The organism is Pseudomonas sp. LPB0260, from assembly GCF_013388395.1.
In genome coordinates this window covers 1,076,131-1,094,030 of sequence record NZ_CP058247.1, presented here as the reverse complement: position 1 = coordinate 1,094,030, position 17,900 = coordinate 1,076,131, and the positions used below count along the sequence as shown (strand labels likewise).

Here is a 17,900-nt window from a genome sequence, read left to right as displayed (position 1 = left end):
CACTGCAGGCGTTTTCACTGTGCATCGCCCAAGCGGCCCCGCGGCACCCGATAGGAGGGTTGCATGAACCTCGATGACCTGCCTTTGGGCCCGCTGGAGCGCGCCCTGGTCGACAGCCTGCGGCGCCTCGAGGCCGACGCCGAGCCGCTGGTGCTGCTGTCCGCGGCGCTGCTGTGCAGCGCCCTGGACGAGGGCGACGTGTGCCTGCCGCTGGCGCGCCTGGCCGGCCGGCGGCCCTGGCCCGAGCATGACTGCGTGCTGCCGGCCCTGGACGACTGGCGCAAGCGCCTCGAGGCCTCGTCCCTGGTCGGCGCAGCGGGCGATTTCACCCCGCTGATCCTCGACGGCGAGCGCCTGTATCTTGCGCGCTATCACGCCTACGAACGGCGCCTGGCCGAGCAGCTGCTGAGCCGCGCCGGCGATCGCCCGGCGGTGGATGAGGCCCGCCTGGGCGAGAGCCTGGCGCGGCTGTTCGCCTTCAACAGCCAGCAACCCGACTGGCAGCGCCTGGCCGCCGCCCAGGCGGTGCGCCGGCGCCTGGCGGTGATCTCCGGGGGGCCCGGCACCGGCAAGACCACCACCGTGGTGCGCCTGCTCGCCGCGCTGCTGGAGCAGGGCGACCAGCGCCTGGCCATCGGCCTGGCCGCACCCACCGGCAAGGCCGCGGCGCGCATGGCCGAGGCGATCCGCGGCGCCAAGGCGGCGCTGCCGGTTGACGAGGCGATCAAGGCGGCCCTGCCGGAAGAGGCGCGCACCCTGCACCGCCTGCTCGGCAGCCGTGGTGATACCCCTGCCGTGCGCCATCACGCCGGCAACCCCCTGGCCCTGGATGTGCTGGTGGTGGACGAGGCCTCGATGGTCGACCTGGCGCTGATGGCCAAGCTGGTCGATGCCCTGCCGCCCGGCGCCCGGCTGATCCTGCTCGGCGACAAGGACCAGCTGGCGGCGGTGGAGGCCGGCGCGGTGTTCGCCGAACTGTGCGAGGGCCGCGGCTTCGATGCCCAGGCGGCGGCCGAGCTCGAGCGCATCACCGGCCAGCAGGTGGCGGTGGAGCAACCCACCTCGGCCCTGGGCGATGCGGTGGTGCTGCTGAGCCACAGCCACCGCTTCGCCGGCGACAGCGGCATCGGCGAACTGGCGCGACGGATCAACGGCGGCGATGTCGCCGGCACCTTCGGCCTGTTGCGGGAGAATCGTGGCGACCTGGCGTGGATCGCCGAGCCGACTCCGCAGGCCCTGCTCGAGCGCCTGGAGCAGGGCTACGCGCCCTTTCTCGGCGCCGCGCGGAGTGGCGATCCGGCCGCGGCCTTCGCCGCCTTCAATGCCTTCCGCGCCCTGTGCGCCCAGCGCGAAGGGGCCTGGGGGGTGAGCGGCATCAACGAGGCGCTGGAGGCGCGGATCAAGCGTCGCGCCCAGGTCGCCAGCCGCGATCGCTGGTACGTCGGGCGGCCGGTGATGGTGCGGCAGAACGACTACGCCCTGGGCCTGTTCAATGGCGATATTGGCATCTGCCTGCACGGCGAGCACGGTCTGCGGGTCTTCTTCGAAGGAGAGGGCGAAGGCGAGGACGGCTTCCGCCCCTTCGCCCCGGCACGCCTGCCCAGCCACGACAGCGCCTTCGCCATGACGGTGCACAAGAGCCAGGGCTCGGAGTTCACCGAGGTGCTGCTGGCGCTGCCCGAGCAGCCCAGCCCGCTGCTGACCCGCAGCCTGTTCTACACCGGCATCACCCGGGCCAAGCAGCGGGTGGAGATCTGGGGTCTGGCCCCGCGCCTCGGCGAGGCGGTAGCGACCCGCGCCGAGCGGGCGGCGGGCTTGGCCGAGCGCCTGGCGCGGCGCCCCGCGACCCCGGCAGAGGAGTCGACAGTCGTGGCCACCGGTCAGCTGGGTTTGTTCGACTGATCGCAGTATCAGCACTTCGGTCGATGGGGGCGGCGAGGAATGGTGCGTACACTCGAGCGATACGAACGGACTCTGCCGGCTGGCGGGTTCGTTGCCCGATGGTTTCGAGGAGTGCAGGGTTATGCGGGGTCGTGTGCTGTGTAGCGGCTTGTTGAGTCTGTGTTTCTGCGGCGCGGTGTGGGCCGAGGTCGACAAGGTGAGCCTAGTCACCGGGGACGGCTATGCCCCCTTCACCAGCCAGGAGCTGCCCGGTGGGGGCCTGCTAACGCAGATGGTCGAGCAGGCCCTGGGCCAGGAGCACGTCGCCATCAGCCTCGATTGGCTGCCTTGGAGCCGCGGTCTGCAGATGACCCAGCAGGGCAAGTACGATGCCACCTTCCCTTATCTACGCTCTGAGGCGCTGGCCGAGCATTTCCTGTTTTCCGAACCGCTGCTGATGGTCAGGCAGCACCTGTTCAGCCGGGCCGGCACCGCCTACGAGGTCGACGACCTGTCGACCCTGAATGGCGCGCGCTTGTGCTATCCGCTCGGCTGGCAACTGCCCGTTGCGATTCAGGCACTGGTCGAGCAGCGCCGGATGATTCGTCATGCACCCAAGGGCTTGAACGAATGCGCCCGGCTGTTGCTGCTCGGGCGCGACGATTTCTTCATCGCCAATGGCCCCATTGGGGCCGCCGCGCTCAGCGCCACCGGTCAGCCCGCCAGCCGCTTTCGCCGCTCGCAGGGCAGTTTCGGCGAGACCAGCCTGCATGTCATCGTTTCGCGTGAACACCCGCACGCCGAGCAACTGCTGCAGACCATCAATAAGAGCCTGGCGCGGTTTCGCGATGGCGACCGCTTCCAACGCCTGCTCGGGAGCTATCTCGAGGCCCGCGACCGCCAGGCTCAACGCTGAGCCCTGGGTTCAGGCCGCCAGCAGCATCAGCACCAGCGGCAGGCTGGCCGCCGCCAGCAGGGTCTGCAGGGTGATCAGGCCGGCCATCAGCTGGCTGTCGCCGCCCAGCTGGCGGGTCAGCACATAGGCGGTCGGCGCCGTCGGCAGGGCGAAGAACAGCACCAGCACGCTGCTTTCCACGGCCGGCAGGTCGAGGCCGTAGGCCACCGCCCAGGCCAGCAGCGGCATCGCCAGCAGCCGTAGCAGGCTGTTCCAGCCCAGGGCCGGAATCTCCCCACCCAGTTGCTCGGGCTTCAGCGCCGCGCCGACGCAGAACAGGCCCAGCGGCAGGCTGGCGGCCGCCAGCAGGCCGAGCAGTCGCCCGGTGCCGCCGGGCAGGCCGAGGCCCGCGAAGTTGACCAGGGCGCCACCGAGGCAGGCGAGGATCAGCGGGTTCTTGAGGATCGGCAGCAGCAGGCTGCGGGCGCTGACGCCGCGCTCGGCGGTCAGCGACCAGACCGACAGCACGTTTACCGTCGGCACCATCAGCGCCAGCATCAGCGCCGCCAGGGTCAGGCCTTCTTGGCCGAACAGGCTGGCCACCGCGGCCAGGCCCAGGTAGGTGTTGAAGCGCAGGGCGCCCTGGGTAAAGGCGCCGAAACGCGCGGCGCGCCAGCCGCGCAGACGGCGCGTGAGCAGCAGGGCCAGCCAGGCGATGCCCAGGGCGAGCATCACCGCCAGGGCCAGGCGCGGCAGCGCCGGGTTGTCCAGCGGCGCGTTGGCCAGGCTGCTGAACAGCAGGGCCGGGAACAGGATGAAGTAGTTCAGCCGCTCCGCGCCGGGCCAGAAGGCTTCGTTGGGAAACGCCCAGCGGCGCAGGTAGTAGCCGGCGACGATCAAGGCAAACAGGGGCCACAGGGCCAGCAGCAACTCCAGCACGACAGCCTCGTCCGCAGAAAAGCGGCCATATTGGCCAGGGGCGCGCGGCGGCGCAAGGCCGCTGTCGCTGGCGGCAGGCCGTGAGGGTGGCCGGCTTCAGGGCAGTTGCAGGCCGCCGCCGGCCTCGTGCAGGGCGCGCAGCCGGCTGCGCAGTTCGCCCAGATTGGCCTCGGCGGCCTGCAGTTCGGCCAGCAGCGCCGGCTCCAGCAACTGGCGCACCTCGCGGTCGAGGTCGTCGCTGAGGCGGCGCAACTGTTGCTGGCGGGCCTGGCTCTCGGTCTGCAGGCGTTGCCACTCGCCGGCCTGGGGCAGGCCGTAGCCGCCGTCGAGCAGTTCCGCCGGGCGGCTGAGAAAGCCGCTGTTGGCGAGGATCTGCTGCAGCGCGCCGCCGGCCCGCTGCAGGCTCGGCTCGGCGCTGCCGGGCTCGCCCAGATAGCGCTGCTTGAGCTGGTCCTGGGCCAGCAGCAGCTGGCGGCGCAGGGCCGCCTGCTCCAGCAGCAGCAGGGCGGCGCTGGCGCGCAGGTCGGCGCGGGCGAACCAGGCGCGCCGCTCCGCGGCGGGCAGCTGCAGCCAGTCCTCGACCCGCCGCTGGCTGATCGGCAGGCGCTCGCCCAGCACCTTGAACATGGCCTGGTAGCGTTCGCGAAAGGAGTCGAAGCGATAGCCCAGGCGCAGGGCCTCGCGCGGATTGTCGAGCACGCTCGGCTCGGCCAGCCCGCGCGCGACCAAACCGTCGAGCAGGCCGTTCGGCAGGATGCTGTCGAAGGCTTGCAGCGCCGGGGTCTGGATTCCGCTGCGCAGCAGCTTGAGGGTCTCCACCGCGCAGTTGTTGGCGATGAAGTAGTAGTCGCCGTCGTAACTCCAGTGCTGCTCGGCGGCGCGGGTGACCAGCGCCTCCAGCTGCGCGCGCTCGAGCTTGAGCGGCACCGAGGCGAGGCTGCGCAGCTCGACCTTGGTGTATTCCTCGATCACCTGGGCCAGGGGCAGGACGAACAGCCGCGAGGGGTAGGCGCCGGTCAGGCCGTCCCAGGTGGACAGTTGCAGGTCGCCGACGAAGGCGCGGTAGGACAGCACCAGGTGCTGGTCGAGGTCCAGCCGGCAGGCCGGCCCCCGCGGCCGGCCGGGGGCGCAGATCACCAGGCGCAGCATGCTGTGGCCCCAGCGGCTGGCCCAGGCCTGGTTGGCCTCGGCGAGCAGGTAGTCGACCTGGTAGACCCGCTCGGGGTCCAGGCTGGCCAGGGGCTGTCGGGCGAAATCGCGGCCGGCGTTGAGGTAGGCGTAGCCGTTGGCGCAGGGTTGGGAGTGCGGCGGCGTCCAGGCGAAATGGGCACGGAAGTAGCGCGCCAGCGAGGGCCGGCGGCAGGCGTAGCCGGGGTCGAGGAGGAAGTACTCGAGGTTCACTGCTACGTACTCGCGCGGATTGCGCAGCTCGTAGACATCCGGGCTACGCGCCAGCTGGGCGTTGTCGCGCTCGCGCTGGCCGCGGCTGCCGACCCGCTGCGGCCAGCCGGCCAGGTCGAGCAGGTAGGGATCGTCGCTGAGGGTGAAGCGCCGGGCCGCCTGGCCGCGGCAGTCGGCTGGCTGGCCGACCGGGCCAAGGCTGGCGGCGAGGCGGCGGCAGCGTTGCAGCTGGCGGCGTTCGGCGGCTGGCCAGAGGCGGGCGCGGTCGTACAGGTGGGCGAGCTCGTGCACCAGGGTCGCCAGCAGTTCGCGGCGCAGGGTGCCGTGGCTGCGCCCGCTGGACGCGCGGGCAGCGCTGCCGTCGCTCAGGGCCGGCAGCAGCGCGGCGTTCAGCTCGATGCCGGTGAAGCGTCCGGCGCGACCGTAGACCTGTCGCGGCATCTCGCGCCAACGCACCGCCACGCGGCGGTCGAGCCCCTGAAGCAGGCGCGGGGGCAAGGCGGCGACGGCTTCGTTGAGCAGGTCGAGGCTGGCCTGGCGCTGCCCGCTGTCGAGCGCGTCGCCCTCCAGCGCCAGGCTTAGCGCGGCGTGACCGACGCCGCTGGCCAGCAGCGTCAGGGCCAGCAGCCAGCCGCGCAGGATGTTCACTGCGCCAGGATGGCTTCGGCCAGCTCCAGGTCGGAGGCGGCCTGGGCTTCGGGCACGCGGCTGCGAATGGCGACGAGCGCCGCCTGCAGATGGGCGCCGCGAATCGCGCCCTGGCTGGCGACGAAGCTGGCGGCGTCGTCGCGGGCTTCGATCACGACCTTCATGTCGCGGATCGAGGTGGTGGTGTCCGAGGTGAAGTCGAGGCTGCGATCCAGCGCGCGGACCAGGATGTTGCTGGTGGCGACCAGGGTCTGCGCCTGGGCGCTGCCGACGGAAAGGGCGAGGCAGGCAAAGGCGGCAAGCAGCGGGCGATGCATGGAGGATCTCCGGGAGGCGAGCGGTGGTTATTGGACGCGGGGCGGCGGGCGCGGTTCCAGCGCCAGCCTGGCGGCGGCAAGGCTAGCCGAATGCGTGTCGCCCGGCCAGAGGCATCGCGGCACGGCTGCTGCGGTGCCCGAGAGGGGGGCGAAGCGGATTCAGAGGCTGAGGATGGCCCTGGCCAGTTGCAGGTCATCGGCCAGCAGCGTGGGGTGCTGTTGGCGGATGTGCGCCAGAGCCGCTTCCAGGTGCACGCCGCGGATCTGTCCGGCGCTGGCGACGAAGCTGGCCGCGTCGTCGCGGGCGTCGAGTACCACCTTGTCATCCCGCAACGAGGAGGTGGCATCCGAGCTGGCGTCCAAGGTGCCCACCAGGGCATTGCCGATGGCATCGGTGGTGCCGACGAAGCTGGAGGCCGCCGCACCGCCGCTGATCAGCAGCAGCGCGCTCAGGCCGAATAGAGCAATGGGGTTCATGGTGCGGACTCCCGAGAAGTCGTCGCCAGGCTCGGCGATCGACTGTGTGCGATCGCCCTAAGCCTAGCCCAGCGACGCCCCCGCCGCACCACGGCTCAATGCCAGAAGGCCTTGTCCAGCTCGCCGCGCCGCTCGCTCGGGGAGATGCCGGCGTCGGACAACAGGCGGTCATCGAGGGCGGCCAGCTGCCGGCGGGTACGGGCGTTGCGCTGCCAGAGGGCGAAGGCGGCGCGCAGCTGGCTGAGCCATTGCGGCTGACTGGTCTGGCGGGTCGGTGAGGTGCTGCTGAATGTGTGCTCCATGGCGCTGACCTTCCCGCGTCCGGCGGGGGTGGGGTATGGAGCACCATGGTCGCGCCGTGGAGGAGCGCTTTGCAGCTACAGCGGGGTTTAATTGTACTGGTCCAGTATTGCGCTGATTGAATCTGTTCTGCTGGTGGCCGCGCCAACTGTACCGCCGCAGCCGGATGCCTGGTCCTGAAACGACAAGACCCGCCGACGCTGAGCGTGGGCGGGTCTTGTCTGCGAGCGCGGTCGGCTATTCGCCGCGGCGCTTAGCGCCAGAACGGCTTGCGCAGTTCGGCCTGGCGCTGGCTTTCGCTGATGCCGGCGTCGGCCAGCAGGCGGGCATCCAGGCGCGCCAGTTGGCGGCGGCTGACGATGCGGCGCTGCCACAGCAGCAGGTTGGCGAGCAGACGCAGGGGCTGGGAACCGGCGGCGTTGGCGGTGCTGTTGTCGTAGAACAGGTCGGAACTGAGTGTACGTTCCATGGTGACATCCTTCCGCTTGTGGCGGGTCTAGAGAGTGTTTTGACTGGAGGCCATTTTCCGCTCCTGGCCAATAAATCAGTAGTCACAGCTGATACTGATTGTTCGGCTATTAGATAGCTCGCTTTGTAACTGTTGCAGTTGTTTTGGTAAAAACTGTAACGGCCGTAAGTGAAATATCGTGTTTATGTGAAATTGGCAGTGGATTCATCTGATTTTTAAGCTGATATTCAGCGACTATCTATAGGTACAGTTTCAAATTGACTGCTATGTGTGCCTGACCTGGAGTTCAGCTTTTACGCAAAACGGCACCTGAAACGGTGCGGCTCTGTATCTCTATGAAATGCTTGAGAAAAACCCTCAGGCATGAAAAAGCCCGGCGCGGGGCCGGGCTTTTTCATCGAGTGCTGGCGGCGGGTCAGTCGACTGCCTTGACCATGTCCTCGATCACCTTCTTGGCGTCGCCGAAGACCATCATGGTCTTGTCCAGGTAGAACAGTTCGTTGTCCAGGCCGGCGTAGCCGCTGGCCATCGAGCGCTTGTTGACGATCACGGTCTTGGCCTTGTAGGCCTCGAGGATCGGCATGCCGGCGATCGGCGACTTCGGATCGTTCTTCGCCGCCGGGTTGACCACGTCGTTGGCACCGAGCACCAGCACCACGTCGGCCTGGCCGAACTCGGAGTTGATGTCGTCCATCTCGAACACCTGCTCGTAAGGCACTTCGGCCTCGGCCAGCAGCACGTTCATGTGGCCGGGCATACGGCCGGCAACCGGGTGGATCGCGTACTTCACGTTGACCCCGCGATGGGTCAGCTTCTCCGCCAGCTCCATCAGCGCGTGCTGGGCGCGGGCCACCGCCAGGCCGTAGCCGGGAACGATGATCACGCTGTCGGCGTTGGTCAGCAGGAAGGCGGCGTCGTCACTCGAGCCGGACTTCACCGGACGGGCTTCCTGGGCGCCGGCAGGACCGGCGGCATCCGCCGCGCCACCGAAACCGCCGAGGATGACGTTGAAGAACGAGCGGTTCATCGCCTTGCACATGATGTACGAGAGGATCGCGCCCGAAGAGCCGACCAGGGAACCGGCGATGATCAGCATCGAGTTGTTCAGCGAGAAGCCGATACCGGCCGCCGCCCAACCCGAGTAGCTGTTGAGCATCGACACCACCACCGGCATGTCGGCGCCACCGATCGGGATGATGATCAGCACGCCGATGACGAAGGCCAGGGCCACCAGGATGGCGAAGGAGGTGAGGTCACCGGTAAAGGTGTACACCAGGCCGAGGCCGACGATCGCCAGGCCGACCGCCAGGTTGAGCATGTGCTGGCCGGCGAACTGTACCGGTGCACCCTGGAACAGGCGGAACTTGTACTTGCCCGACAGCTTGCCGAAGGCGATCACCGAACCGGAGAAGGTGATGGCACCGATGGCCGCGCCGAGGAACAGTTCCAGGCGGTTGCCGGAGGGAATCGCATCGCCCAGGGCGGCGACGATACCCAGGGACTGTGGCTCGACCACGGCGGCAATGGCGATGAACACCGCGGCCAGACCGATCATGCTGTGCATGAAGGCGACCAGCTCGGGCATCTTGGTCATTTCCACGCGCTTGGCCATGACGGTACCGACGCTGCCGCCGATCAGCAGGCCGACGATGACGTAGCCGATGCCGGCGGTGGCCAGCTCGGCGCCGAGCTTGTAGATCAGGCCAACGGTGGTAACGATGGCGATGGCCATGCCGACCATGCCGAACAGGTTGCCGCGCCGCGAGGTGGTCGGGTGCGACAGGCCCTTGAGCGCCTGGATAAAGCAGATCGAGGCGACGAGGTAGAGAACAGTGATCAGGTTCATGCTCATGGTCAGTGCTTCTCCGCAGCCGCTTTCGGCGCCTTCTTCTTGAACATTTCCAGCATGCGTCGGGTGACCAGGAAGCCACCGAACACGTTGACCGCGGCCAGGGCCACGGCCAGGGTGCCCATGGCCTTGCCCAGCGGGGTGACGGTCAGGGCAGCGGCCAGCATGGCGCCGACGATGACGATCGCGGAAATCGCGTTGGTCACCGCCATCAGCGGGGTATGCAGGGCCGGGGTGACGTTCCACACCACGTGGTAGCCGACGTAGATCGCCAGGGCGAAGATGATCAGGTTGTAGATGCCATCGGAAATCATATCCATGTGCGCGTCTCCCCTTAGCCGTTGTTGCGGACGACCTGGCCGTCGCGGCACATCAGGCACGCGGCGACGATGTCGTCTTCGAGGTTGAGGTGGAACTGGCCGTCCTTGTCGATGACCAGCTTGAGGAAGTCCAGCAGGTTGCGCGCGTACAGCGCCGACGCATCGGCCGGTACCATTGCCGCCAGGTTGCTGTGGCCGACGATGGTCACGCCGTGCTGGATGACCACCTGCTCGGCGACGGTCAGCGGGCAGTTGCCGCCCTGGGCCGCGGCCAGGTCGATGACCACCGAACCGGGCTTCATCTCCTGCACGGTGGCTTCATGCAGCAGGGTCGGTGCCTTGCGGCCCGGGATCAGCGCGGTGGTGATGACGATGTCGGCCTGCTTGGCGCGCTCGTGCACGGCCTTGGCCTGGCGCTCCATCCACGACTGCGGCATGGGCCGGGCATAGCCGCCGACGCCCTGGGCGCACTCGCGCTCCTCATCGGTCTCGAAGGGCACGTCGACGAACTTGGCGCCGAGCGACTCGATCTGCTCCTTCACCGCCGGACGCACGTCCGAGGCCTCGATCACCGCACCCAGGCGCTTGGCCGTGGCGATGGCCTGCAGGCCGGCGACGCCGGCGCCGAGGATCAGCACGCGGGCGGCCTTCACGGTACCGGCGGCGGTCATCAGCATCGGCATGAAGCGCGGGTAGTGGTTGGCGGCGAGCATCACGGCCTTGTAGCCGGCGATGTTGGCCTGCGACGACAGCACGTCGAGGCTCTGCGCGCGGGAGGTGCGGGGCGCCGCTTCGAGGGCGAAGGCGGTGATGCCGCGGGCGTTCATCCGCGCGATGGTTTCGTTGCTGAACGGGTTGAGCATGCCGACCAGCACCGCGCCAGTCTTCATGTGCGCCAGCTCGCTTTCGCTCGGCGCCACCACCTTCAGCACCAGGTCGGCGCCGAACGCCGCTGCGTCGCTGCCGATCGAGGCACCGACGGCCGCGTAGGCGCTGTCCGGAATGCTGGCGCTGACCCCCGCGCCGCTCTGTACGGTTACCTGATGGCCTTGGCCGATCAGCTTCTTGATGGTCTCCGGCGTCGCGGCCACCCGCGTCTCACCGGCTTGGGTTTCGAGAGGAACACCGATGTGCACTTCTTTTCTCCTGCGTGATCTTTTTAGTGGACCGGCGCACTGCGGGTGGCACGCGGGCATTGGGGAGGATCAGCACAAAACCGCCCGAGCAGTCGCTTCTCAAGGGGCGGGCGCGGCATTTTGCAGGCGAAGCACCAGGCCTTCAAGAAGTTCTGGAGCAAAACCTTGCGATAACTACAGGTCATAGCGTGACCAGCTGTTCTGCATTTCCGAGCGCCAGCCGATGGGCTGGGCCTTTCAGACGGTACAGGCGGTTTTTTTCAGATAATGGCGACATTGCCGTGGGCGCGGCTGTCTGAGCGCGACATTTTCCTGTCCGTTTATCGTCAGCCCAGAATCGTCGGGGCTTGGACGAGCCTTTCTGTGCAGGAAATCGAACATCGGCAAGGGTAGCGGTGGGGCGAAGTGTAGCGCCAGTATTTGCTGACTACGGGGTCAACTATGCTGCAGGTCCGAGTCCAGCGGCCCCGCGCTGGCGACGATGACGCAATCGGCAAACAGGATGTCGCCGCCCAAGAGCCTAACTACATGCGCGGTCCCGGCGCAAAGCCCTATCGCAGGTCGCTGGCCGCGGCATAATGTCGCGCCTCGGCCACCAGCCAGTCCCGAAAGCTCTGCAGCGCGGCGGATTCCACCTTGCGCTCGGGAATCATCAGGTAATAGGCCTTGTCGCTGCGGCAGGCATGTTCCAGGGCCAGCACCAGACGGCCCTCGGCCAGCTCGCGCTGGATCAGGAAGGGCGGGATCAGGGCCACGCCCATCTCGTGCATGGCCGCCTGGGCGAGCATGGAGAACAGCTCGTAGCGCGGCCCGCTGAGGTCCCTGGCCACGTTCATTCCCAGCGAGCCGAACCACTGGCGCCAGGCATAGGGGCGGGTGGTCTGCTGCAGCAGGGGCAGTTCGGCGATCCGCTCGGCGCTCAGCTGCTGGCGCCCGGCGAGCAGCGCCGGGCTGCACACCGGCATGGGGTTCTCGCGCATCAGCAGGTGCGAGTCGGTGCCGGACCAGTCGGCGTCGCCGAAGTAGATCGCCGCATCGAACGGCGTGTCGGCGAACAGGAACGGGCGGGTGCGGTTGGTCAGGTTGACCGTGACCTGGGGGTGCAGGCGCTGGAAGTCCTTCAGCCGCGGCAGCAGCCACTGGGTGCCGAAGGTAGGCACCACCGCCAGCTCGATGCTCATCGCCCCCTGCTGGCCCATTACCGCCAGGGTGTCGCGCTCCACCGCATCCAGTTGTGAGGCCACCCGCCGGGCATAGGACTGCCCGGCCTCGGTCAGCTTGACCCCGCGCCGCGAGCGACGGAACAGCTCGATGTTGAGGAATTCCTCGAGGCTGGCGACCTGGCGGCAGATCGCGCTCTGGGTCAGCGCAAGTTCTTCGGCGGCCTTGGTGAAGCTCTGGTGGCGGGCGGCCGACTCGAAGGCGACCAGGGCAGCGGTGCTGGGGATCTTGCGGCGCATCTGTGCGGCCCTCTCACTTTATTCTGCTGGTTTAGGCGATCAAAACTATCGCGAAGTGATAAAACCGCACAACAGCGTGCGAATAACTCGTTTGCCCGGCCTGCCATTGGCGCCTAGGATCAATGCCATCTCTGTTGCAGGCGAGCGGCGCTCGTCCTGCGGCGTCACCGACCCCACTCGAGGTTCCCGGCATGGCCAAGGCAAGTTTCAACTGGATCGACCCGCTGCTGCTCGACCAGCAGCTGACCGAAGAAGAGCGCATGGTGCGCGAAAGTGCCCAGCAGTTCGCCCAGGACAAGCTGGCGCCACGGGTGCTGGAAGCCTTCCGCAACGAACAGACCGACCCGGCGATCTTCCGCGAGATGGGCGAAACCGGCCTGCTCGGCGCGACCATTCCCGAGGCCTACGGCGGCAGCGGGCTGAACTACGTGAGCTACGGCCTGATCGCCCGCGAGGTGGAGCGCATCGACTCCGGCTACCGTTCGATGATGAGCGTGCAGTCTTCCCTGGTGATGGTGCCGATCTTCGAGTTCGGCAACGAGGCGACCCGGCAGAAGTACCTGCCCAAGCTGGCCAGCGGCGAATACATCGGCTGCTTCGGCCTGACCGAGCCGAACCACGGCTCCGACCCGGGCGCCATGGTCACCCGGGCGAAGAAGGTCGACGGCGGCTATCGCCTGTCCGGCAGCAAGATGTGGATCACCAATTCGCCAATAGCGGATGTATTTGTGGTCTGGGCCAAGGATGACGCCGGCGAGATTCGCGGCTTCGTCCTGGAGAAGGGCTGGCAGGGCCTCTCCGCGCCGGTGATCCACGGCAAGGTAGGCCTGCGCGCCTCGATCACCGGCGAGATCGTCATGGACAACGTGTTCTGCCCGGAAGAGAACGCCTTCCCCGAGGTGCGCGGGCTCAAGGGCCCGTTCACCTGCCTCAACTCCGCCCGCTACGGCATCAGCTGGGGCGCCCTGGGCGCCGCCGAGTTCTGCTGGCACACCGCCCGCCAGTACTGCCTGGACCGCCAGCAGTTCGGCCGCCCGCTGGCCGCCAACCAGCTGATCCAGAAGAAGCTGGCCGACATGCAGACCGAAATCACCCTGGCCCTGCAGGGCTGCCTGCGCCTGGGGCGGATGAAGGACGAAGGCACGGCGGCGGTGGAAATCACCTCGATCATGAAGCGCAACAGCTGCGGCAAGTCCCTGGACATCGCCCGCATGGCCCGCGACATGCTCGGTGGCAACGGCATCAGCGACGAGTTCGGCGTGGCCCGCCACCTGGTCAACCTGGAGGTGGTGAATACCTATGAGGGCACCCACGACGTCCACGCGCTGATCCTCGGTCGCGCGCAGACCGGCATCCAGGCGTTCTTCTGAAGCTAGGGTGCGCCGTGCGCACCCCGCTTTGACGGCGCTGCGCACAGCCGCTATCAGATCGCCCTAAGGGTTAGCTCGCCTGGCGGCTAACCCAACCCACGTCCTGTTTGTTGTCGGTGCGCGTGGCGCACCCTACGGAGTTTCCATGCCCGGCGCCCTGTCCCATATCCGCGTGCTCGACCTGTCCCGTGTGCTCGCCGGGCCCTGGGCCGGGCAGATTCTCGCCGACCTCGGCGCCGAGGTGATCAAGGTCGAGCGCCCCGGCAGCGGTGACGACACCCGCCATTGGGGCCCGCCCTTCGTCAAGGATGGCGAGGGCAACGACTCGCGCGAGGCGGCCTACTTCCAGGGCGCCAACCGCAACAAGCAGTCGCTGACCCTGGACTTCACCCAGGCCGAGGGCCAGCGCCTCGTGCGCGAACTGGTGCAGAACTGCGACGTGCTGCTGGAGAACTTCAAGGTCGGCGGCCTGGCCGCCTATGGCCTCGACTATGCCTCGCTGAAGGCGCTCAACCCGCGCCTGATCTACTGCTCGATCACCGGCTTCGGCCAGACCGGGCCCTACGCCAAGCGCGCCGGCTACGACTTCATGATCCAGGGCCTCGGCGGCCTGATGAGCCTGACCGGCCGCCCCGAAGGCGAGGAAGGCGCTGGCCCGGTCAAGGTCGGCGTGGCCCTCACCGATATCCTCACCGGCCTGTATGCGACGGTCGGCGTGCTGGCCGCGCTGAACCAGCGCGAGCAGTCGGGCATCGGCCAGCATATCGACGTGGCCCTGCTCGACGTGCAGGTGGCCTGCCTGGCCAACCAGGCGATGAACTACCTGAACACCGGGGTCGCGCCCCAGCGCCTGGGCAACGCCCACCCGAACATCGTGCCCTATCAGGATTTTCCCTCGGCCGACGGCAACTTCATCATCGCCGTGGGCAACGACGGCCAGTTTCGCAAGCTTTGCGCGGTCGCCGGCCTTCCGGCTTTGGCCGACGACCCGCTTTTTTCCACCAACAAGGCCCGCGTCGCCCACCGCGCCGAGTTGATCCCGCTGCTGCGCCAGGCCACGGTGTTCAAGAGCACCGCCGAATGGATCGCCCTGCTGGAGGAGGCCGGCGTGCCCTGCGGACCGATCAACGACCTGGCCCAGGTCTTCGCCGACCCCCAGGTGCAGGCCCGCGGCCTGAAGATCGAGCTGCCCAATGGCCTGGGCAGCAGCACGCCGCTGGTGGCCAGCCCGCTGCGCCTGTCGGCCACGCCAGTGGAGTACCGCAACGCCCCGCCGCTGCTCGGCGAACACACCGAGCAGGTGCTGCAACGGCACCTGGGGCTGACGGCGGAGCAGATCGAGGCCTTGCGCGCGGCCGGGGTGATCTGAGGCGGACGCCCACCGGCGCCGCTGCGCAGCGGGTGCGATGCAGGCTTTACAGCATATGCGCGAACTCATATATTCGGTTACCCATATATATTCGGCGTCCGACCTCGGCGGGCGCCCCTGCGAGCCCTGCCATGGCCGACCAGCCGACCCCGACCGCCCTGTTCAAATCCCTTGCCGATGACACCCGTGCGCGCCTGATGCTGCTGATCCTGGGCGAGGGCGAGCTGTGCGTGTGCGAGCTGACCTGCGCCCTGGGCGAGAGCCAGCCGAAGATTTCCCGTCACCTGGCGCAGTTGCGCAGCGCCGGCCTGCTGGCCGATCGGCGTCAGGGGCAGTGGGTCTACTATCGGCTGCATCCCGAGCTGCCAGACTGGGTGCAGGCGCTGCTGCGCACCACGCTGGAGGCCAATCGGCCCTGGCTCAGCCCCGCTGCCCAGCGTCTCGAGACCATGGGCGAGCGCCCGCAGCGGGCGGCGGCCTGTTGCTGAGCGGCGCCCCGCCGGGCAAGCGAATCGACTGCAATCCACACCGGAGCATCACATGAGCATCAAAGTAGGCATCAATGGTTTCGGCCGCATCGGCCGCCTCGCCCTGCGCGCCGCCTGGGACTGGCCGGAGCTGGAGTTCGTGCGGATCAACGATCCGGCCGGCGACCCGGCGACCCACGCCCACCTGCTGAATTTCGACTCGGTGCATGGCCGCTGGCAGCACGAGGCCGGGGCCGACGGGGACAGCATCCTGATCGGCGGCAAGCGCATCCGCGTCACCGCCAACAAGGCCATCGCCGACACCGACTGGTCGGACTGCGATCTGGTGATCGAAGCCAGCGGCAAGATGAAGACGGTCGCCGTGCTGCAGGCCTACCTGGACCAGGGGGTCAAGCGCGTGGTGGTCAGCGCCCCGGTCAAGGAGGCCGGCGCGCTGAACGTGGTCATGGGGGTCAACCAGGACCTGTTCGACCCGGCGCAGCACCGCATCGTTACCGCCGCCTCCTGCACCACCAACTGCCTGGCGCCGGTGATCAAGGTGATCCACCAGCACCTGGGCATCCGTCACGGCTCGATCACCACCATCCACGACCTGACCAACACCCAGAGCATCCTCGACCAGCCGCACAAGGACCTGCGTCGCGCCCGCGCCTGCGGCATGAGCCTGATCCCCACCAGCACCGGTTCGGCCACCGCCATCGCCGAGATCTTCCCGGAGCTGCGCGGCAAGCTCAACGGCCATGCCGTGCGCGTGCCCCTGGCCAACGCCTCGCTGACCGACTGCGTGTTCGAGGTCGAGCGCGCCACCACCGTGGAGGAGGTCAACGGCCTGCTCGCCGCCGCCGCCGCCGGCCCGCTCAAGGGCATCCTCGGCTACGAGGAGCGGCCGCTGGTGTCCATCGACTACCGCAGCGATCCGCGCTCCTCGATCATCGACGCGCTGTCGACCCTGGTGGTCAACGGCACCCAGGTGAAGCTGTACGCCTGGTACGACAACGAATGGGGCTACGCCAACCGCACCGCCGAACTGGCGCGCCTGGTCGGTCTGGCCGGCTGAGCCCAGGGGCGGGAAGGGCCTGCGGCCTTTCCCGCCCCGATCCGCGCGCCTGGTCGCTGCGCGGGTATTTCCACCCTTCATCCGTTTCCGGGGTTCACCCATGCACGCCTTGTCCCGCCTGGCCCCCGAGGTCCGCCAGTACCTGCTGGTGACCGCCAACTACTGGGCCTTCACCCTCACCGACGGCGCCCTGCGCATGCTGGTGGTGCTGCACTTCCACAGCCTGGGCTATTCGCCGTTGCAGATCGCCGCCCTGTTCCTCGGCTACGAGCTGTTCGGCGTGGTCACCAACCTGCTCGGCGGCTACCTCGGCGCGCGCCTGGGCCTGAACCGCACCATGCATATCGGCCTGGCCCTGCAGGTGCTGGCCCTGCTCATGCTGACGGTGCCGACAGCCTGGCTGGGCATCGCCTGGGTGATGGCCGCCCAGGCCCTGTCCGGGATCGCCAAGGACCTCAACAAGATGAGCGCCAAGAGCTCGATCAAATTGCTGGTGGCCGATGGCGAACAGGGCCGGCTGTATCGCTGGGTGGCGCTGCTCACCGGGTCGAAGAACGCGCTCAAGGGCGTCGGCTTCTTCCTCGGCGGCGCCTTGCTGGCGCTGCTCGGCTTTCGCGGCGCGTTGCTGCTGATGGCTGGTGCCCTGGCGCTGATCTGGCTGGGCAGCGTGCTCAGCCTGCACCGCGACCTGGGCAAGGCGCGCGCCAAGCCGAAGTTCCGCGAGCTGCTGTCCAAGAGCCGGGCGATCAACAGCCTCTCGGCGGCCCGGCTGTTCCTCTTCGGCGCCCGCGACGTGTGGTTCGTGGTGGCCCTGCCGGTGTACCTGGCGACCACCTTCGGCTGGGACTTCTGGCAGGTCGGCGGCTTTCTCGCCCTGTGGATCATCGGCTATGGGCTGATCCAGTCGCTGGCCCCGGCCCTCACCGGCAAGCGCCGCGGGCAGGTTCCGGATGGGCGCGCCGCCTGCGCCTGGGCCCTGGCCCTGGCCGGGCTGCCGGCTGCCATCGCCCTGGGCCTGGGCGGCGACTGGCCGGCGCAGACGGTGCTGATCGGCGGCCTGCTGCTGTTCGGCGCGCTGTTCGCGGTCAACTCCTCGCTGCACAGCTACCTGATCGTCTCCTACGCGCGGGAGGACGGGGTGTCGCTGGACGTCGGCTTCTACTACATGTCCAACGCCCTCGGCCGCCTGCTCGGCACCCTGCTCTCCGGCTGGGTCTACCAGGCCCATGGCCTGCCGGCCTGTCTGTGGGTCTCCTCGGCCTTCGTGCTGCTGGCGGCGCTGATCTCCATCGGGTTGCCTCGTCACGCCGCGGATGCCTAGGGCGCGTCCCTCAACCTGCCGCTGAACGCGCCAAGGCCCAGGTTTTTACCTGGGCCTTTTGCTTTGTGGCGCTCCCGGCGAAGCACCGTTTGCGCCTCTGGAACCCGGCGCGCGAATGCCGGCGAGCCTTCGCCAGGAACAGGATTTTCCTATCTCCCGCGTTTGTTTTTATTAGTTGGACGCGCCAAGTCCTCGGCACAAGA

Annotated in this window: 17 protein-coding genes; 7 read left to right on the top strand and 10 right to left on the bottom strand. The window is 68.2% G+C overall.

Annotated features, from left to right (window positions below):
* The first annotated feature begins 63 nt into the window (after positions 1-63).
* Positions 64-1,902: an exodeoxyribonuclease V subunit alpha gene (gene recD, locus LPB260_RS04685; protein WP_208707476.1), complete on the top strand. Its 1,839-nt coding sequence runs from the start codon at positions 64-66 to the stop codon at positions 1,900-1,902.
* A gap of 121 nt (positions 1,903-2,023) precedes the next feature.
* A complete protein-coding gene (locus tag LPB260_RS04680) occupies positions 2,024-2,797 on the top strand; it encodes an ABC transporter substrate-binding protein (RefSeq protein WP_208707475.1) in 774 nt (257 codons plus the stop codon).
* Between the two features lie 9 nt (positions 2,798-2,806).
* Here LPB260_RS04680 and LPB260_RS04675 read toward each other — a convergent pair whose 3' ends face one another.
* The 10 genes from LPB260_RS04675 to LPB260_RS04630 form a co-directional block, all read right to left on the bottom strand.
* The gene (locus LPB260_RS04675; RefSeq protein ID WP_208707474.1) at positions 2,807-3,715 is read right to left on the bottom strand and encodes an AEC family transporter; all 909 of its coding nucleotides are present in this window, start codon (positions 3,713-3,715) and stop codon (positions 2,807-2,809) included.
* 96 nt (positions 3,716-3,811) lie between these two features.
* A complete protein-coding gene (locus tag LPB260_RS04670; RefSeq protein WP_208707473.1) occupies positions 3,812-5,764 on the bottom strand; it encodes a DUF4105 domain-containing protein in 1,953 nt (650 codons plus the stop codon).
* Complete coding sequence (locus tag LPB260_RS04665) at positions 5,761-6,081, bottom strand: DUF2388 domain-containing protein (RefSeq protein WP_208707472.1); 321 nt, start codon at positions 6,079-6,081, stop codon at positions 5,761-5,763. Before LPB260_RS04665 ends, LPB260_RS04670 begins: the two co-directional genes overlap by 4 nt.
* A 159-nt stretch (positions 6,082-6,240) precedes the next feature.
* On the bottom strand, positions 6,241-6,558 hold the full coding sequence (locus LPB260_RS04660; protein WP_208707471.1) for a DUF2388 domain-containing protein: 318 nt from the start codon (positions 6,556-6,558) through the stop codon (positions 6,241-6,243).
* A gap of 95 nt (positions 6,559-6,653) precedes the next feature.
* Positions 6,654-6,860, bottom strand: coding sequence for a DUF1127 domain-containing protein (locus LPB260_RS04655; RefSeq protein ID WP_208707470.1), 207 nt, complete (start codon positions 6,858-6,860; stop codon positions 6,654-6,656).
* A 251-nt stretch (positions 6,861-7,111) separates the two neighbouring features.
* Positions 7,112-7,327 (bottom strand): DUF1127 domain-containing protein, encoded by a 216-nt coding sequence (locus tag LPB260_RS04650; RefSeq protein ID WP_208707469.1) that lies wholly within the window; start codon positions 7,325-7,327, stop codon positions 7,112-7,114.
* Positions 7,328-7,742: 415 nt separating this feature from the next.
* Positions 7,743-9,179 (bottom strand): NAD(P)(+) transhydrogenase (Re/Si-specific) subunit beta, encoded by a 1,437-nt coding sequence (locus LPB260_RS04645; protein WP_208707468.1) that lies wholly within the window; start codon positions 9,177-9,179, stop codon positions 7,743-7,745.
* 2 nt (positions 9,180-9,181) lie between these two features.
* A complete protein-coding gene (locus LPB260_RS04640) occupies positions 9,182-9,496 on the bottom strand; it encodes an NAD(P) transhydrogenase subunit alpha (RefSeq protein WP_192328256.1) in 315 nt (104 codons plus the stop codon).
* Between the two features lie 14 nt (positions 9,497-9,510).
* The gene (locus LPB260_RS04635) at positions 9,511-10,632 is read right to left on the bottom strand and encodes a Re/Si-specific NAD(P)(+) transhydrogenase subunit alpha (protein WP_208707467.1); all 1,122 of its coding nucleotides are present in this window, start codon (positions 10,630-10,632) and stop codon (positions 9,511-9,513) included.
* A 551-nt stretch (positions 10,633-11,183) separates the two neighbouring features.
* On the bottom strand, positions 11,184-12,092 hold the full coding sequence (locus LPB260_RS04630) for a LysR family transcriptional regulator (protein ID WP_208707466.1): 909 nt from the start codon (positions 12,090-12,092) through the stop codon (positions 11,184-11,186).
* Between the two features lie 191 nt (positions 12,093-12,283).
* On the opposite strand from LPB260_RS04630, the gene LPB260_RS04625 reads away from it, so the two are divergent.
* The 5 genes from LPB260_RS04625 to arsJ all read left to right on the top strand — a co-directional run bounded on the left by LPB260_RS04625 (position 12,284) and on the right by arsJ (position 17,697).
* A complete protein-coding gene (locus tag LPB260_RS04625) occupies positions 12,284-13,462 on the top strand; it encodes an acyl-CoA dehydrogenase (protein WP_208707465.1) in 1,179 nt (392 codons plus the stop codon).
* A gap of 145 nt (positions 13,463-13,607) precedes the next feature.
* A complete protein-coding gene (locus tag LPB260_RS04620; protein ID WP_208707464.1) occupies positions 13,608-14,831 on the top strand; it encodes a CaiB/BaiF CoA-transferase family protein in 1,224 nt (407 codons plus the stop codon).
* A 131-nt stretch (positions 14,832-14,962) separates the two neighbouring features.
* Positions 14,963-15,319 carry a metalloregulator ArsR/SmtB family transcription factor gene (locus LPB260_RS04615; RefSeq protein WP_208707463.1) on the top strand — a complete coding sequence of 119 codons (357 nt, stop codon included), beginning with the start codon at positions 14,963-14,965 and terminating at the stop codon, positions 15,317-15,319.
* Between the two features lie 52 nt (positions 15,320-15,371).
* The gene (locus LPB260_RS04610; RefSeq protein WP_208707462.1) at positions 15,372-16,376 is read left to right on the top strand and encodes an ArsJ-associated glyceraldehyde-3-phosphate dehydrogenase; all 1,005 of its coding nucleotides are present in this window, start codon (positions 15,372-15,374) and stop codon (positions 16,374-16,376) included.
* Between the two features lie 100 nt (positions 16,377-16,476).
* Entirely contained in the window at positions 16,477-17,697 is a 1,221-nt protein-coding gene (gene arsJ / locus LPB260_RS04605) for an organoarsenical effux MFS transporter ArsJ (protein WP_208707461.1), read from the top strand.
* Positions 17,698-17,900 lie beyond the last annotated feature (203 nt).

What these genes read in the sequence shown, in the direction of transcription:
- recD (WP_208707476.1), top strand. Translation starts at nt 64, where the DNA reads ATGAACCTCGATGACCTGCCTTTGGGCCCGCTGGAGCGCGCCCTGGTC.
- LPB260_RS04680 (WP_208707475.1), top strand. Translation starts at nt 2,024, where the DNA reads ATGCGGGGTCGTGTGCTGTGTAGCGGCTTGTTGAGTCTGTGTTTCTGC.
- LPB260_RS04665 (WP_208707472.1), bottom strand. Translation starts at nt 6,081, where the DNA reads ATGCATCGCCCGCTGCTTGCCGCCTTTGCCTGCCTCGCCCTTTCCGTC.
- LPB260_RS04660 (WP_208707471.1), bottom strand. Translation starts at nt 6,558, where the DNA reads ATGAACCCCATTGCTCTATTCGGCCTGAGCGCGCTGCTGCTGATCAGC.
- LPB260_RS04655 (WP_208707470.1), bottom strand. Translation starts at nt 6,860, where the DNA reads ATGGAGCACACATTCAGCAGCACCTCACCGACCCGCCAGACCAGTCAG.
- LPB260_RS04650 (WP_208707469.1), bottom strand. Translation starts at nt 7,327, where the DNA reads ATGGAACGTACACTCAGTTCCGACCTGTTCTACGACAACAGCACCGCC.
- LPB260_RS04645 (WP_208707468.1), bottom strand. Translation starts at nt 9,179, where the DNA reads ATGAGCATGAACCTGATCACTGTTCTCTACCTCGTCGCCTCGATCTGC.
- LPB260_RS04640 (WP_192328256.1), bottom strand. Translation starts at nt 9,496, where the DNA reads ATGGATATGATTTCCGATGGCATCTACAACCTGATCATCTTCGCCCTG.
- LPB260_RS04630 (WP_208707466.1), bottom strand. Translation starts at nt 12,092, where the DNA reads ATGCGCCGCAAGATCCCCAGCACCGCTGCCCTGGTCGCCTTCGAGTCG.
- LPB260_RS04625 (WP_208707465.1), top strand. Translation starts at nt 12,284, where the DNA reads ATGGCCAAGGCAAGTTTCAACTGGATCGACCCGCTGCTGCTCGACCAG.
- LPB260_RS04620 (WP_208707464.1), top strand. Translation starts at nt 13,608, where the DNA reads ATGCCCGGCGCCCTGTCCCATATCCGCGTGCTCGACCTGTCCCGTGTG.
- LPB260_RS04615 (WP_208707463.1), top strand. Translation starts at nt 14,963, where the DNA reads ATGGCCGACCAGCCGACCCCGACCGCCCTGTTCAAATCCCTTGCCGAT.
- LPB260_RS04610 (WP_208707462.1), top strand. Translation starts at nt 15,372, where the DNA reads ATGAGCATCAAAGTAGGCATCAATGGTTTCGGCCGCATCGGCCGCCTC.
- arsJ (WP_208707461.1), top strand. Translation starts at nt 16,477, where the DNA reads ATGCACGCCTTGTCCCGCCTGGCCCCCGAGGTCCGCCAGTACCTGCTG.